The organism is Alteromonas sp. MmMcT2-2 (assembly GCF_022348305.1).
In the GTDB taxonomy this organism is placed as follows: Bacteria; Pseudomonadota; Gammaproteobacteria; order Enterobacterales; family Alteromonadaceae; genus Alteromonas; species Alteromonas macleodii.
In genome coordinates this window covers 1-14,527 of the sequence record NZ_JAKRFA010000064.1, presented here as the reverse complement: position 1 = coordinate 14,527, position 14,527 = coordinate 1, and the positions used below count along the sequence as shown (strand labels likewise).

At 41.6% G+C, this 14,527-nt stretch carries 14 protein-coding genes; 6 read left to right on the top strand and 8 right to left on the bottom strand.

Features of this window, described 5'->3' with window-relative positions:
- Positions 1-173: 173 nt before the first annotated feature.
- The 4 genes from MHM99_RS19610 to MHM99_RS21320 all read right to left on the bottom strand — a co-directional run bounded on the left by MHM99_RS19610 (position 174) and on the right by MHM99_RS21320 (position 5,126).
- Positions 174-2,189, bottom strand: coding sequence for an ATP-dependent helicase (locus MHM99_RS19610; protein ID WP_239220355.1), 2,016 nt, complete (start codon positions 2,187-2,189; stop codon positions 174-176).
- Entirely contained in the window at positions 2,189-3,175 is a 987-nt protein-coding gene (locus tag MHM99_RS19605) for a hypothetical protein (RefSeq protein ID WP_239220354.1), read from the bottom strand. Before MHM99_RS19605 ends, MHM99_RS19610 begins: the two co-directional genes overlap by 1 nt.
- 408 nt (positions 3,176-3,583) lie before the next feature.
- A complete protein-coding gene (locus MHM99_RS19600) occupies positions 3,584-4,510 on the bottom strand; it encodes a hypothetical protein (RefSeq protein WP_239220353.1) in 927 nt (308 codons plus the stop codon).
- Between the two features lie 490 nt (positions 4,511-5,000).
- Positions 5,001-5,126 (bottom strand): hypothetical protein, encoded by a 126-nt coding sequence (locus MHM99_RS21320; RefSeq protein ID WP_020745871.1) that lies wholly within the window; start codon positions 5,124-5,126, stop codon positions 5,001-5,003.
- Between the two features lie 316 nt (positions 5,127-5,442).
- Between MHM99_RS21320 and MHM99_RS19595 the strand changes: the two genes are divergently transcribed.
- The 4 genes from MHM99_RS19595 (at position 5,443) to MHM99_RS19580 (ending at position 7,957) form a co-directional block, all read left to right on the top strand.
- Positions 5,443-5,688: a hypothetical protein gene (locus MHM99_RS19595; protein ID WP_239220352.1), complete on the top strand. Its 246-nt coding sequence runs from the start codon at positions 5,443-5,445 to the stop codon at positions 5,686-5,688.
- 82 nt (positions 5,689-5,770) lie between these two features.
- Complete coding sequence (locus MHM99_RS19590; RefSeq protein ID WP_239220351.1) at positions 5,771-6,649, top strand: hypothetical protein; 879 nt, start codon at positions 5,771-5,773, stop codon at positions 6,647-6,649.
- 76 nt (positions 6,650-6,725) lie between these two features.
- Complete coding sequence (locus tag MHM99_RS19585; protein WP_239220350.1) at positions 6,726-6,992, top strand: hypothetical protein; 267 nt, start codon at positions 6,726-6,728, stop codon at positions 6,990-6,992.
- A gap of 167 nt (positions 6,993-7,159) precedes the next feature.
- Positions 7,160-7,957: a DUF2971 domain-containing protein gene (locus MHM99_RS19580; RefSeq protein ID WP_239220349.1), complete on the top strand. Its 798-nt coding sequence runs from the start codon at positions 7,160-7,162 to the stop codon at positions 7,955-7,957.
- A gap of 245 nt (positions 7,958-8,202) precedes the next feature.
- On the opposite strand, the gene MHM99_RS19575 is transcribed toward MHM99_RS19580, so the two are convergent.
- The 4 genes from MHM99_RS19575 to MHM99_RS19560 all read right to left on the bottom strand — a co-directional run bounded on the left by MHM99_RS19575 (position 8,203) and on the right by MHM99_RS19560 (position 11,086).
- Complete coding sequence (locus MHM99_RS19575) at positions 8,203-8,472, bottom strand: hypothetical protein (protein ID WP_020743302.1); 270 nt, start codon at positions 8,470-8,472, stop codon at positions 8,203-8,205.
- A gap of 95 nt (positions 8,473-8,567) precedes the next feature.
- On the bottom strand, positions 8,568-9,779 hold the full coding sequence (locus MHM99_RS19570) for a type II toxin-antitoxin system HipA family toxin (RefSeq protein WP_239220348.1): 1,212 nt from the start codon (positions 9,777-9,779) through the stop codon (positions 8,568-8,570).
- Positions 9,769-10,017: a helix-turn-helix transcriptional regulator gene (locus MHM99_RS19565; protein WP_239220347.1), complete on the bottom strand. Its 249-nt coding sequence runs from the start codon at positions 10,015-10,017 to the stop codon at positions 9,769-9,771. The genes MHM99_RS19570 and MHM99_RS19565 overlap by 11 nt, the downstream gene beginning before the upstream one ends.
- Before the next feature lie 94 nt (positions 10,018-10,111).
- Positions 10,112-11,086: a tyrosine-type recombinase/integrase gene (locus tag MHM99_RS19560; protein ID WP_239220346.1), complete on the bottom strand. Its 975-nt coding sequence runs from the start codon at positions 11,084-11,086 to the stop codon at positions 10,112-10,114.
- Positions 11,087-11,307: 221 nt separating this feature from the next.
- Here MHM99_RS19560 and MHM99_RS19555 point away from each other — a divergent pair, with 221 nt between their 5' ends.
- Both MHM99_RS19555 and MHM99_RS19550 read left to right on the top strand, forming a co-directional pair.
- Positions 11,308-12,165, top strand: coding sequence for a hypothetical protein (locus tag MHM99_RS19555; protein WP_239220345.1), 858 nt, complete (start codon positions 11,308-11,310; stop codon positions 12,163-12,165).
- Positions 12,166-13,122: 957 nt separating this feature from the next.
- Positions 13,123-14,160 carry an IS110 family transposase gene (locus tag MHM99_RS19550; RefSeq protein WP_110288271.1) on the top strand — a complete coding sequence of 346 codons (1,038 nt, stop codon included), beginning with the start codon at positions 13,123-13,125 and terminating at the stop codon, positions 14,158-14,160.
- Positions 14,161-14,527: the final 367 nt, after the last annotated feature.

Below are 14,527 nucleotides of genomic sequence, written 5' to 3'. Positions count from 1 at the left end.
TGTGTTGGTTTTTTTTTGGCGAAAGATCTGATCACCAAATGCCATGAATGTTCCCTAACTCTTTGACTTTATTTTACTATTCGTGGGGATAGCTCAGTATTAAATAAGCAATTTTGTTCAGTAAACTCAACAGATATCAAATGAGTCCTTAACGTTACGTGGAGACTATTTCATCAAACTTTCAAACGCTTAAAATCTCTTATATACCATTGATGAAATTTACTGAATCCAGTCTCTCGAGATTTTACTGAGTTATTGTAAATCGCGTCACCAGTTTGTTTGCAAGCTGTAAAACCTGTTTCAAACACAAAGCGCGTCGCTATAGGCGTTTTCTTCGGGGTCGCATCCCATGCGTTACTGAGCCACTTTCGTAACTCATCATCTTTCGGTACAACCAAGCTAATAGTTTGTTTTGCCCGAGTAATCCCAACATAAAACAAGCGGCGGTCCTCTTCGAGTTCAGGGAGTACCGATGGATTTTGACTTTTGCTTTGGTTATTGCCAGGATAGTCATCTTCATAAAGACCTATCAATATCACGTTATCCCACTCAAGTCCTTTACAGGCATGAAGAGTAGAAAGAATAATATCAGAACCATCACTACGCTGCGGAGGAGCCAAAATAAGTCGTAAAAATTCAAGCGCAGTGACGTTACTCGACGCAAGCAACTGTTCCATTCTGAACGTACCACGCTTCTGATCATTCGACCCACTGCGAGACACGCCGCCTATGCTAACACCTCTCATCAATCCTGCGCCCTTTAAAGCCGTAAACACATCAATAGCCGGAGCATTCTCATCAAACTTATTGCAGACAGCTTTAAAACGTACAAGCAGTTCATATTGATATTGGGCTTTCCCTAAAATATTTTCCAAGACTACCCATATATCAGATTCAGGGCGGCCAATTTCTTCACGAGCTTCATTAAGTTGTCCCTTCTTCCATTTGAATCCTGCCTGCTTCAAAAACCCGTAAATAATTGACTGCCTATGTGGCATTGTTTCCAAAAGGTGTAAATCACCGTGAATACAAATCAACATACCAACCACCAGCATTCCGATCTCGGCACGAGTATGTATCGATGAATTCCCATTTAGGTAACGATAAGGTAATTGGTTCATGCGTAATGCAATTTCAGCCTCTGCGAGGCTTGCTTTCGTTCGAGCTAGAATAGCCTGTGTCTGGGTGCTTGTGTGTAAGTTATTAAACACGTTGTAAATATTATCTTCAAAATACAAATTGATCTCAGAATGAGGCGTCGTGGGGTGACTAATGCACAGGTTGCTGAGCTTTGTGCTATTGCGCCGAATTACTGAGTTTGCCATCAAGGATACCTTATGCCCAAATCTGAATGTACATGACAGGTGAAACACTTTGGTGTTGGTAAAATATTGCTCAAAAAGGCCATCGATAAAATCAGGCCGAGCGCCTCGCCATTCGTAAATACACTGATTGATATCGCCTACTGCCATCACGGACGAGTTCGGTCTAGCAATAGCCTTTATCAGCTCATTTTGGATAAAGTTAACATCTTGATATTCATCAACAATAATATGTTTAAAACCAGTTAACAATGAAGGGGGCTTTCTTAGCAAAAAAACGGCCTCAATTAAGCAATCATCAAACGTTCGTAAATGTAGCTCGTCTAATAGCTCGCAGTATCGACGGTACGACCTTAGGTGCTCTGGCTTTTCTTCTCTCAGTATTGGGTCTGCGGATATATCACTCGGTTTAATACCTTCAGCCCGGCATCGTTGAACAAATAACTCAAAGTCTTCAATATCTTCTTGAGGAACAAAGCTTTCTTCATGATTAAAACCTGCTCGGTAAGCCTGCTTTACCACTTGTTCATATCGGCGGTCTTCCGGTGGGAGCAGCGTTCTCCTATTCGTTAGCTGCATGCGCTCTGCTGATTTAACAATACGCAGTGCTAAGCTGTGGAATGTCAGAACTCTTGGGGTTGAATGGGACCTCAGAGCTATCTGTAATTTGTTTTCAAAGCTTTCTCGTGCAGATTTGTTGTACATTAAGATCAAGATAGAGTTTTCAGCAAGCCCTGTTTTTACTAATCGCTCAATGCGCTTAACCAATGTTGTTGTTTTGCCGCTCCCCGGCACTGCTTTAACCAGAGCATTACCTTCAGAATGTTGAACAACAGCTTTCTGTTCCCAGGTTAGACGCTTGCTCATCAACTATTCTCGTATTCGGCGCATTGTCGTGCCTCAGTGTATGGCACTTGCTTCGACTTTTTAGTGCAATTCAAATAACCACTATCCCATCGGTTTGAATATTTGCAACGTAAGCACAAACGGAATTGATGATTGGGATCAATATCATTAATCATACCTATTAATCGCTTTTTCGTATCCTCAGAGGACAGTGATACTGGCCAAGTATTCGAGGATGAGTTACACCTTAAATCAACACCCTGTAAGGAAGCGTACTCTACCTTCAAACGTCCCGTTTCATTCATGCTCCACATCGCCATCTCAATATGACCCGCTGAGCACTCTCCGCTGCATGAATCTTGAGTTTTTGGCTTTGGTGAAAAGTTATAAGGCGTCAGTCGCTCATCAGCAGCCTCGTACGTACCACTCAGTAACATGTGAATGTCTGATTCTGAGGTTATCTTGAATTCTAAAATTGGAATGCCGCTATTTAATTTTTCCTCAGAGCAAGGATGTGTTACGCATATCTCTACATAGCAACGTCTGCTGGTTGCTGAATCACTTAGCATAATATCCGGCTTTAACCCAAGGACATTGTCGTATTTCTCTAGTTCAGCGGTATCAAAGAGTTTCGTCATATCATAAGTTGCCGGCTCTTTTTTCTGGCAACGAAACCCTGGATCACCTAAAAGTACTGAACGGGCACCAGTGCAACAAACCTGACGTTCTAATAGCAAAGTTATTGGCTTTGCCAGACTCAGAGCGTGAGTATAACAATACAAAAAAGCTTCTTTAGCACATTTATGAAGATAGCTTTCTGAAGAACAACAATCTTGAAGATGGCGAAAGTGCTTGGCTTTCTGCTCACCTAAAACTGGCGTAAGTTTTCCACCGCATCCAGGGCAGGTATATTGCTGTGATTGCGAAGCTTGAGTGATGTGTATAAGCGTGGCATAAGCATCCATTGCATAGGCATATTGTATGGAGTATTCCTTTCTTCTATCCATTACAAAATAATTCCATGAAACTCACCAACCACGATGTTATATAATGTCAAAGCCAAAAACTACCGCTCAGTCAAACCTGAAGACCACGGATATTCGTAACCAGTCATTGGTTTTTTCACAACTTGAGCGAGTAAATTTTGACTAACAATAAACGCAATTCACTCTTAAACCTTTTATGTGGTTGCGGCTGTGTGTGTGGTGATCATGTATTACATGATTCAAAATACGTCGAGTTTGGTTATATGCAGTATCCACGTCTTATCTGCCGGAGCCTGCCAACTTACCGAATAACAGTATTAGATAAGATATGGGCAGTACAACTTACTAAATGTACGATTAAAACAGCCACCCGTCCTTTGCTATTCATAATTAACATCTCGAATATTAATTCAGCCTGAACATTCATATTCACATTACTTTGATTGATAACTTCTTCTCAAGACGAATATTTTCTCGCTGAAGCTCCGTGTTAGCCGATTCCAAGCTATCCACTTTTCTTGATAGAGCCGCTATTTCTTCGTCCTTACTTACCCCAATATCTATACCTAACAGTTCACTCATGGGGTCAGGAATAGTTTGGAACCGCAGCGCCTTTTCTCGCGTTTTCTTTAGCTCTTTATTCAAAGACATGATTTGAGATTTTTTCGCTGCTTTTAGTTCAACAAGCTCTTCATTGAGTGACGTGACCTTGTCCCACGCCGCAACCACACTTTTTTTAAAGCGCTTGATATACCCCTCTCGCGTTTCCTTAGCCATTCTGAAGTAACGCTGTCTGTCTTTCGTTTGGGATTGCCGGGTAACGCCTGAAACGGATGTAAGAAAGGCATAGTCATTCATAAGAAGTTGAATGATGCTATTGACCGGGCCAACCACTTTTTTCACTTCCTTAGCGACTTCCTGTTGAATGTGGTTCTCTAAAGCGGTTATTGGGTTGGCTATGTCAGTAGACGGCGCTTTTTTATTATCGTAACGCTCTATTTCACGCTCTACGAGGTCAAAGAACTTCAAAAACATAGCGCGATACCCAAGCTCTGAGACCTTTTTTCCCACCAAACGTGGGCATATCGACGAAAATTTTCGATACTCCAATTTGATATCAAGCATAAGCATGGCTATGACCACCGATTTCACATCGGGCGTGATGACATAACTCTCTAATCGCTTAGATGCCAACTCCACACAATCCACCGCTTTTTGTAATGACAATGCATCTAGTGTTTTCAGCTGACCATCGATAGCCAGCTGCTCGTAAAGATTCGCTTCAATATCGGCGAACTCAGACTTTAAAGAGTCTATTTGAGTAAGTACATGCTCTAAGGAAGGTTCCACCTGCATAGCATCATTCTCATCGCATAATCTAAGATTAGGTTTGGCGTTCATGTTAAGGCTCACTATGTTATGTACTGACCATTGTATTAACGACATTCAATAGATAGTGAACAACGGCTTATATCACTAATAAAGATAGATTTTTTCAGCAGCAAGCAGATATTTAACAATTTATACTTAAATCTTCACTTTTCTTTCGCTGTCAGTTACTTACGATATTTTCGTTCAGTAAAAGAATATGACTTATAAGGGTGCAATTTACCTAAAAATTAGGAATTCACCTGAAAAGCACATAAACGTCTGATGACAATGATTAATTTAAGAATTAAGCATACGTTGTGCTGATTTCTGCTCAAACATAAAAAAACACAACACCATCAACTAGTAATAACTTAAATTAGCATGAAATATAATCAGCGCTATAAATTTAAATCCAACGGCTTTTTCAATAACAGTCTGGTAAGTTTTACCGTCAATTCTCAAAAGATAATCCGTGTTATCTCACGTTGGCCATACCTGTTTTGGTCACATCAAACTCTTCACCGTAATGCACCCGCATCGCTGAACTTGTCCATCCACCCGCTTTTTGAATTTGATCTAATGAGACACCCCGCTCAAACATGGTTACTACACCTCCGACCCGTGTACTATGACAACTCGGTTTGAATTCTAGATTGAGTAAGGAAGCTAAGTTCTTATATCTAGCTGTCGAAGGACATAAAAATTTGAAATTTAGACTCCATCAAAGTGGTTATTCAAAGAAAGTTTGCCGACAAATTTCGAAACTTATTTGTGGATACCTAGGTTACAAAACCTACAGGCGGCTCTGTACGTGAAACGGACATTTCATAAAACACAAAATATCGTTTTTAAGAGGAAACGGGTGTTACTATGAAGCCTGAGCAATTAGCTGTTATGAGTCAATTTAAGGAAATGCTATGAGCGTCATACCTTTAGTGAAAGAAAAAACATGGATAAGACTTGGGTCTGGTATTTATGCATATGTATTTAACGTCATATCTGAAACCAAGCTTAGCATTGGGTATTATCAAAACAACCGAACAGCAGTAAAAGAAAATGTTTTGTGGAGTGATAATCAATGGGAGTTTGAGTCTTCTGGGCCTTCTGGCAGTTACTTACGGGGTGCAGATGAGGCTATTGTTAAACGTGGCCCTCTTGTGTAATTAAAAACACATTACGAGTTACTCTATTTGACGTAAAAAACGCAACTGAGTACGGTGTTGGCTGCAATCAGGGTACTGTGCAATGAAAGGGATATGTAAGCTATGTGCCAAGAATGACGATTTGAGAGAAAGTCATTTTATTCCGAAATTTGTGGGTAAATGGATAAAGAAGACTTCTGTTACGGGATATATTCGCGAGAAAAATGAAGTCCAGAAGAGAGCACAAGATATTGCTAAAGAGCATTGGTTATGTGGTGATTGTGAACAACTATTCTCCAGGTGGGAGCGCGAGTTTGCAAACAAGGTTTTTTATCCGTTTGTGAATGAAGGAAAGTCGGTAGCTAGCTACGGTAATTGGATGTCTAAGTTTTGTGCTTCACTTAGCTGGCGAACGTTAACTTACATTAGAAGCAAAAACCCGAATGATGAGAATGATGGAGAGCGCAAGGTACTACTTGATGCAGCGCAGGAGCACCTTAGGAAGTATTTGATTAGTGAAGCTGATAACTTAAATCAGTATGAGCAACATTTGTTTCCATTGGAGAAAATTGAATCAACAGATAGCCAAGATCTGCCACCGAGCATCAATCGATACTTTCTAAGAATCATGGGCATGGATATAGTTGGAAATAGCACGGACCAGTACGTCTTTACTAAGCTACCGTCATTTATGCTTCTTGGCGTTATCAAAGCTAGAAATGTAAAACCAATTAGATCTAGCCGGATCGCGGTTAATTCAGGGGTTCTTTCGCCTAAGAAATATAGATGGCCAGATGGCTTGGCAAGTTACATATTCGAAAAGGCTGACGAAATTATAGAGTTGCATCAACGCATACCTCAAATGCATTTGGAAAGTTTTGATAAATACATTCGAGAAAATCCTGAAAAGGTAATAAAGTCTAGGCAATTTCAGGCTTTTCTGGATGACTATGAGAGGTTCGGCGATGATGTATTTAGCTAACAAGGCGGTGCAGTGGAACCAGTTACGTTTCAATGCTCAGGCCCATTGACCACCGTGTTATAAGTAAAAGGAGGTCATGAAATTTTCATCTAGGATAAAAGCATCTGAAGGTTCACGTGAGCTGATATTTGATGACGCCCCAAAATCTGCTCATGTAGGATTTTACAAGGGGGTGCTTAATCACTTTATTATCAGCCCAGGTATACTTCCAAGACCAGAGACCCTTGACGGCTATGAGTTCAACGAAAAGTTCTGCGCGCTAATTCGTGATGAATTAGAACCTTGGGATTACTCCCAAGAAAATAACTGGGATTGGCGTACTTATCACTTGAAAGAAGGGTGACCTGCAAACATTGTCTTCTTGCCCACTTTTTTTGCCAAGACTGATATTACAAGTTCATCCGCTAGTGGTCTGCTCCGACATTCAAATAAACCGTAAATAGAACAAGAAAATAAAGTTGTGAATCGGGTAAAGTACGATTTTATCTATCACTTGTAAGAAACACTTATATGAATCCCCAGCGCCTTTATAAGTATCTCGACTTTAACGAGGGCTCACTTAAAGCCATAAGCGATGCGACGTTAAAGTTTACATCGCCTAAGGATTTCAATGATCCCTTTGATTGCTTGGCATCTTACTCCGATGATTTTGTTAACCTAAGTATTAAAAATCAGAGAGAGCATCTTTACCGCGCATCTGACAACAAAAAGCTTTCCCCTGCAAATAAATTGATGGCTGGAGTTAGAGCGATGCGGCGGGCTAAATCTAATATTCAGGATGGTGGAATATTCTCACCATTAAGGGATAGCGATATAGGAGTTTTAAGCTTAAGCAGTAATAAAGACAATTTGTTAATGTGGTCACATTACTGTCGTCACCATACTGGCTTTGTGCTTGAGTTTGAACCAGAGTGGTATGGCCCTCGTTCGGCTCTTGAAACACCTGAAATACGCCTTAACTCATTGGTAGCTCTAGAAGTTAATTATTCAAGCGATAGACCAGTGTTACAAGGTAAGGAAAATGCGAGCCAAAAATTAGATAAGTTACTTCTAACTAAATCCATTGACTGGGAATATGAAAGCGAGTTCCGCGTAATAGATAACTTTAGAAAAGCTGGTATACATCCATATAAAAGAAAGTTGTTGAAAGGGGTTTATGCTGGCGCAAAAATGGGCATCAATGAACTAAAAACATTAAAAGAAATAATCGTCTCAGCTAACTACAAACACAGCTTAAATATACAAGCATTCCAGATGGACCTGCAAAGGTACAGCTTCAGTCTGGTTGAACACGAAATACAGCTATAGAGGATTATTATTTTTCCAAAGCTGGGTTGTAAGCATGCAATTTCCGAATTACAGATAAAACCTGTCCCTATACAGTATTCAATCAATGTCTGCATTTGACCGACTCCCGTTGTTAGGCTGCTCAAGACGTAAAACGGACGTCTAGTTTTTTTGCTCTGAAAACAGTGAGGGTATTGCATAGCGATATCTTGCACCGTTTGTTTTGGGGGATAGTTTTCTCAATAAAGGGCCATCGACAATACCAGTTAATGTAAGCCATTTATCGATGAGTTGAAGATGGCGGCGTCACGTAACCCAATCAGTGAATCAGTATCGACTTTAGCAATGATAGCAGCGATATTTTCAAGACGCGTGGGCGCGGCTTGGGACTGGCGGCTGTGCTTTTTGCTTATCTTGTGATTAGTGTATTCGGCAAAGAGTTTTGACTGTCTCCTGGGGTCGGGTAATTCGCTCACCCCAATAAAATAGCGCACTGAAACAATTTTTGGGCGTATGGTGTGATTCTTTAGTAACATTGATATCGCTGGACATGGCCAGCAGGGCGTTATCTTTGCAAAACGCCAGGTATTGATTGAAATCGTACTGATAGGCCCGTTTCGTATTTTCTGATTTACTGGTACTTTTTCTTCTTATCATGCCGATAGACACTATATACACTCTGCTTAGCCATCGTGGAGTTTACATGCTTCTCTATCGACTCCCGTAATCCGTCCATGGAAGAAACCTCATTCAGCGAAGCCAGGCACTCGAGGATACCCTGCGCCATACTATCGACTGTATTGGCAGCAAAAGAGCGTGTCATTCCTGCACTAAAGGCGAACTCTATTAAATCACGCCTCTTAGGAAAAGCTCTGCTCTTACGCATTTTAAGCGCCATTGTATTATCAATAGTTGGATAGATGAGCGTGTGAGTGACGTCATACACTGGGCTAAGTCGTATGTCTGACTGATTGGTGGAGTATTGCAATGAAAAGTTTTTAAGGTGCGCGTCACCGTTTCCAATCAAGCAGTTAAATGCAATCAGCGTAAACATCTTGTCTACTTCTTCAGGGGAGTGTGTATTGCGGTGTGTTGCCTTCATCACATTTTCATAACTACCTAAATATTTCTGGTCTCCAGTGCGCCCCATGAGCGTAGCATAATCCTCGATACCCATTTTATTGCCGTCATTATCTACGTCAAAGCGCTCTACCACATAGTGCTGCAAATCATCTGATAGCCATACCTTGGGGGTATCCAGACCACAGTACTCAGCGCATTTCATGCAAACAAACTCGTTGACTGTCAGCAACGGGAATTCGTCATCAAAGGTTTTAACAATAACGTCTTGTTGTAAGAGAGTCGAACGGGATACCACTACCTTAGGCTGAACGCCGGATGCCATACCATTTAAGTAGTAGCGGTTGAGTAGTTGAGGGAATAAACTTTCTTTGCCAGACCAGTGCAGTATGTCATCAATGGCAATGGGGTCTGGCTCTGGCAAGGCGATACCAGCATCATAAGATAAGTGGCCTATGCCTTTCTCCCCCATAAGCGCCAGTAAGTACATATCATCGACGTTAGCATAGCGTATGAGCTTCTCAGAAATATACCGTCGCAGATAACCTTCAGGCAAATTCTGCGTGAATATTGGATGCAGTGCACCATGCGTATACGACTCAGGTTGGTAAGGCATCGTTAACGATACTGGCAAATCTTCATTAGTATACGTATAGCTAAATTGGGCCGTCCGATTTAAGATACCAGACGATTGTCCGGCCACATGAACGCTCAGTCGGAGAACCTGTTCGGGTAAACTTGCGAGAATTAAATTAGTCGTCATCGTAAATGGCCCCAAGCTCATCAAATTTCGGGCGGTGATTAGTGGGGATGGCTGTTAACTCTAAGTCCATTAGAGTTAAGTAGCGCTCAAGCAGTTGCAGTGATCCCTGATAACGGCCGTTCTCAATTTGTGAGATTCGGGGACGGCCTGTCTTGAGTTTTTTGGCAACATCATCCTGACTCATGCGGTGATGTTTTCGTTTTGCCTTTAGTTGATTGCCGATAGATTCTCTGCTCATTATTCAAACTATAGATGTATCTATATTTATACAAATAGCATTATTTAGCAATAATGTACATATATAAATACATTTAATTTAAGAATAATGAAGGTTACCTTACGTTCGCCATACCTGTTTTCGTTACATCTAATTCTTCACCGTAATGCATCGGCATCGCTGAACTTGTCCACCCACCGGCTTTTTGAATTTGATCTAACGAGACACCCCGCTCAAACATTGTCACTACGCCACCAACCCGCGTGCTATGACAACTTGGTTTGAATTCTAAATTGAGTATTGACGCTAAGTTTTTATATCTGGCCAATAATGCATGATATTGCATCGCTGAATCTTGCACAGTTTGCTTAGGCGATAGTTTTCTCAATAAAGGGCCATCGATAATACCGGTCAAGGTAAGCCATTTATCGATGAGCTCGATAGTTGTTTTTGAAATGTAGCCATACTGACCTTTGCCTGATTTATCGGTCTTAGAGCGCGGGGCGAAGATGCGCTGCTTGTTAAAATCGATATGCACCAGGTCGATAGCCAGAAGATTTGACGCCCTGAAAATGGTATCAATGGCCGTGTTAAAGATGACGGCGTCACGTAAACCAATCAGAGAATCCGTATCGAGTTTTGCATTGATAGCATCGATGTTTTCAAGGCGCATTGGTACTGCTTGAGACTGGCGGCTGGGCTTTTGGTTTATCTTGTGATTAGTGTATTCGGCAAAGAGTTTTGACTGTTTCCACGGGTCCGGTAATTCGCTTACCCCAATGAAATAGCGCACTGAAGCAATTTTACGGCGTATGGTGTGATGCTTCAGTTTGGTCGACATCAGGTAGTCTAGATAGGCACGACACGTTGCTTTAGTCACATTAACATCGCTGGCCATAGCCGGCAGTGCGTTATCTTTGCAAAACGCCAAGTACTGATTGAAGTCGTACTGATAGGCCCGTTTCGTATTTTCTGATTTCAGCTCCCATACGTCATCTTTTAATTCACGTAAATTCTCTATGACGCGTTCGCGATCTGACTCTGCGATCGCCATCGGTACATTATCGACATGAATTAGCATGGAGGACATAAATTCGCTCTTTTTTATTATTTAAGATAATTCGACTTATATTGAATAATAGAGCAGGGGAGAGGGCAGATCAAGAAATCTCTTTTGCGTTACTAGTAACGCTTTGTTTATATCTTATTCTTAGCACAGTGATACGCAATACAAATAGCGTTACTAGTAACGCTTTTATTCTATTTGGTTTTTGAGGTAATATGAGAGACCAGAAGAAGAAGGGGTGAACAATGTCTGACCAAAGCCTTTGGCAACAATTTCTACATGCACAATTAAACACGTTCTTATCAACCTTACAGGAAAAGGATAAGGTTACCAACGTAAATATAGACAAGCTCGAGCGTGATGTTTTAGCGTTAGGAAAAAGCATGGGCTTCATCGCGTTGAGAAAATATATTAAGCCTCAAAAACTCGGTGAATTTGAACAATCTTTCACCATGTTCAAAGCACAAAAAGAGCAAGAGTTGTGGTCTGACTATCTAGCCAACCACCTAGTAAAGTTTCTATCTTCCATACCCGAATCAACGTATCTGAAAGACAAAGAAGCCCTAGTAAATGCTGACAGTGTAACAATTAAAGAATGGCAAACACTGGCCCCAAAAGCCCTATATTCGGCTATGCGAGCGTGGTTACCCCAGGCCTCAATTAAGCAATTTCAAAATCGCTATCGGGCTTATAAGCACCGCGGTATCAAGCGAACTGACACCATAGATGTGAGCCCCCAAACCAAAACAATCATTGATATGGCAAAAGCTGAATTGCATGCCAGTAACTATGATGAGGTATTTGAACTCCTATTCTCAAAGCATTACAACGTCAGTACCGACAGTGAAGTTAGAGCCGTAAAAGAACAGATTTCCGATGCATTACCTGCCTCCAAAAGCCTGTTTTTAGAAGAATTCATGCTTAGATTAAACCCCAATGACAGAAATAGAGTGAAACTGCTCATTGAGATTGCTTTTAATGAAGGCTGGGATAGAGCAAAGACATGTAGAAAGCGAAAAGGGGACCCACGCGCAGAAGCGTTAGTGGACTGCAGTATTTTTACAACTGCTGCGAACTTCTCGACTGACAAAAGTAGTGACTAAGACACCTTGGGAAATGGCGGGTATTGTAAGCCAGGTATAAAGAAGCTAAAGAAAAGGCGATATGTTTCGATTAGTCCGAACCTCTCATTACTATGGAGAACGGAAGGTGTGCACCAGTAACAAAGAGTGTTACAAGGCGGAGAATCGCCCCAGCGAATACCAGGGCATAGAAAAGAAACCATGATTTGTTGAGCCTGCACTCCTTACACATGACCTTATCAATGTGTGATGAGGTGATAACCTCATTAAGCGAGTGAGCATTGCGAGCAGGTTACAGGTAAGTATCAACGTTTGTTTCCGATAATTTATTCCAGCGAATTCCCATCCCATTCATGGTTAGGATCGGGTATAAAAGTTGCCCCCACACCATGAGTGTCAGCTGCTGTAACTAACCACCCACCAGGAACCTTAGTTCGATATGTGTGCCTTATTACACCAGTGGTACCTTCATTTTTGAGATGTTCCCAAGTAAGTTTAGGTGAAGCTTTGGAGCCACTTGTGAAAAGTCCCATTGTTTTCCCTTATTTGATAATTCTGGGTAGTTGTTTTATTGAGAAATGTGCTTATAGCTAGCAAAAACCCAACACAGATTATTGCTTAGCGTGATAAAGCGGAGAGGAGCAGCTGTTGCAACTAACACGACGGCGGCTATCTGTTGCATTATGTGCACCTAAATTTCGAAGGGATTTTGAACCACAAAAAGCGCAAGCTATTCCATTTTTTGTCTTCGCTGTAGGGTTCTTGGCTAAATATTCCTGCAAATTAAGAGGGAATTTACGTTTCCAGCCAACAAAGTTATATCAAGCTACGAAAGCCACTACGGATGTTATTGCTAAGATGTACATTGATTGATAAAACGTGTCCAATGGGATGGACTCCTCCTCAACTTGAATTGTTGTCCTTTTTTTGGTCAATATGGTGATGGTGAGTTACCAGCATTCAAATTAGGAGAAGCCCATGGGCCAGATTACTCGAGTCGGTGTTGATATTGCAAAGTCCGTTTTTCATGTGCACGCGGTGGATAGGTTTGGTGAACGGCAGTGGAAAGGAAAATACTGTCGAACAAAGTGGTTGGATGCTATTGAGAACAAGGTCCCTAAAGGGACTGAAATTGCAATGGAAGCCTGTGGTTCATCTCACTATTGGGGGCGAGAATTACAAAAACGAGGTTTTAAAGTCAAAATCATTCATGCGCAATTTGTTAAGCCTTACGTAAAAAGTAATAAGAATGATGCGATTGATGCAGAGGCAATATGTGAGGCTATGAGTCGGCCGAACATGCGCTTTGTAAGTGTGAAATCAAGTAAGCAACAAGACATACAATCTATACACCGTATCAGGGACAAGTTGATGGTTCAAAAAGCATCCAAAGCAAATCAGATACGAGGACTGGTAAGCGAATATGGGCTAGTTGCGCCAGTGGGTATCAACAAACTGAGAGAAGCCATCCCCCTGTGGCTGGAAGATGCAGAAAATGGTTTGTCGGCGCTTTTTCGCTTGTTGCTACGTGATTTGTTTGATGACTTAAGGCAGCTCCAAGAGCGAGTCGATACGCTCGACACGCTTATTGAGAAAGAAGTCAAAAATGACCCTGTCGCACGTTCGCTACTTCAGTTACGGGGTATTGGTATCCTGTGTGCCAGCGCATTGTCTTGCGCTATTGGTGATGCGAAAGGATACCGTAAAGGTAGGGATTTTGCTGCTTCTATTGGTTTAACGCCGAGGCAACACAGTACCGGCGGCAAGCCTAGGTTACTTGGCATCAGTAAGCGAGGCGATGGTTACTTAAGAAAACTACTTGTTCATGGTGCACGGTCAGTCATCCGGCATGCTAATCGGCATGATGATAATTTAAGTAAATGGATTGAAAAGCTCTGCGCATACAAGCACGTTAATACGGTAACTGTAGCGTTAGCTAATAAAACAGCGCGTGCAGCTTGGGCTATGGTAAATACAAACGAAAGTTATGACCCAGAGTTGATAGCAAGCGCTTAAGCTTAAACGAATTAAGAAATACGAAAAGTTTTCATCCCAATTGCAAAGTAAGATGTGAGATGGCTAACAGGTTAGACCGACACTTGAAAAACCTTACCCGGACGAAGAGCCTTTAAGCTCGTGTGTCCGTTCAGGAGCAAGTGTGCGAATAGCCCATAGAGGTTCGATGCAGTAAAAGAAAATGCATCATTAAGAAACCGGATACACGTTGGCAATCATACCCAAAGTTATCGAACAAATTACTTGCAAAAGAGGAGGAGTCCATACACGTCCGGTAATCCCCACATTCAATTCATAAATTAGCTACGGCATGGTGTTCTCTTTTTGTTAAGGAGAATGACCATGCCGCAATATCAACGAAGAGAAG

Bases quoted from the DNA above. Each gene is read 5' to 3' on its own strand.
- MHM99_RS19610 (WP_239220355.1), bottom strand. From the start codon at position 2,189: ATGAGCAAGCGTCTAACCTGGGAACAGAAAGCTGTTGTTCAACATTCT.
- MHM99_RS19605 (WP_239220354.1), bottom strand. From the start codon at position 3,175: ATGGATAGAAGAAAGGAATACTCCATACAATATGCCTATGCAATGGAT.
- MHM99_RS19600 (WP_239220353.1), bottom strand. From the start codon at position 4,510: ATGCAGGTGGAACCTTCCTTAGAGCATGTACTTACTCAAATAGACTCT.
- MHM99_RS21320 (WP_020745871.1), bottom strand. From the start codon at position 5,126: ATGTTTGAGCGGGGTGTCTCATTAGATCAAATTCAAAAAGCGGGTGGA.
- MHM99_RS19595 (WP_239220352.1), top strand. From the start codon at position 5,443: ATGAGCGTCATACCTTTAGTGAAAGAAAAAACATGGATAAGACTTGGG.
- MHM99_RS19590 (WP_239220351.1), top strand. From the start codon at position 5,771: ATGAAAGGGATATGTAAGCTATGTGCCAAGAATGACGATTTGAGAGAA.
- MHM99_RS19585 (WP_239220350.1), top strand. From the start codon at position 6,726: ATGAAATTTTCATCTAGGATAAAAGCATCTGAAGGTTCACGTGAGCTG.
- MHM99_RS19580 (WP_239220349.1), top strand. From the start codon at position 7,160: ATGAATCCCCAGCGCCTTTATAAGTATCTCGACTTTAACGAGGGCTCA.
- MHM99_RS19575 (WP_020743302.1), bottom strand. From the start codon at position 8,472: ATGTTACTAAAGAATCACACCATACGCCCAAAAATTGTTTCAGTGCGC.
- MHM99_RS19570 (WP_239220348.1), bottom strand. From the start codon at position 9,779: ATGACGACTAATTTAATTCTCGCAAGTTTACCCGAACAGGTTCTCCGA.
- MHM99_RS19565 (WP_239220347.1), bottom strand. From the start codon at position 10,017: ATGAGCAGAGAATCTATCGGCAATCAACTAAAGGCAAAACGAAAACAT.
- MHM99_RS19560 (WP_239220346.1), bottom strand. From the start codon at position 11,086: ATGTCCTCCATGCTAATTCATGTCGATAATGTACCGATGGCGATCGCA.
- MHM99_RS19555 (WP_239220345.1), top strand. From the start codon at position 11,308: ATGTCTGACCAAAGCCTTTGGCAACAATTTCTACATGCACAATTAAAC.
- MHM99_RS19550 (WP_110288271.1), top strand. From the start codon at position 13,123: ATGGGCCAGATTACTCGAGTCGGTGTTGATATTGCAAAGTCCGTTTTT.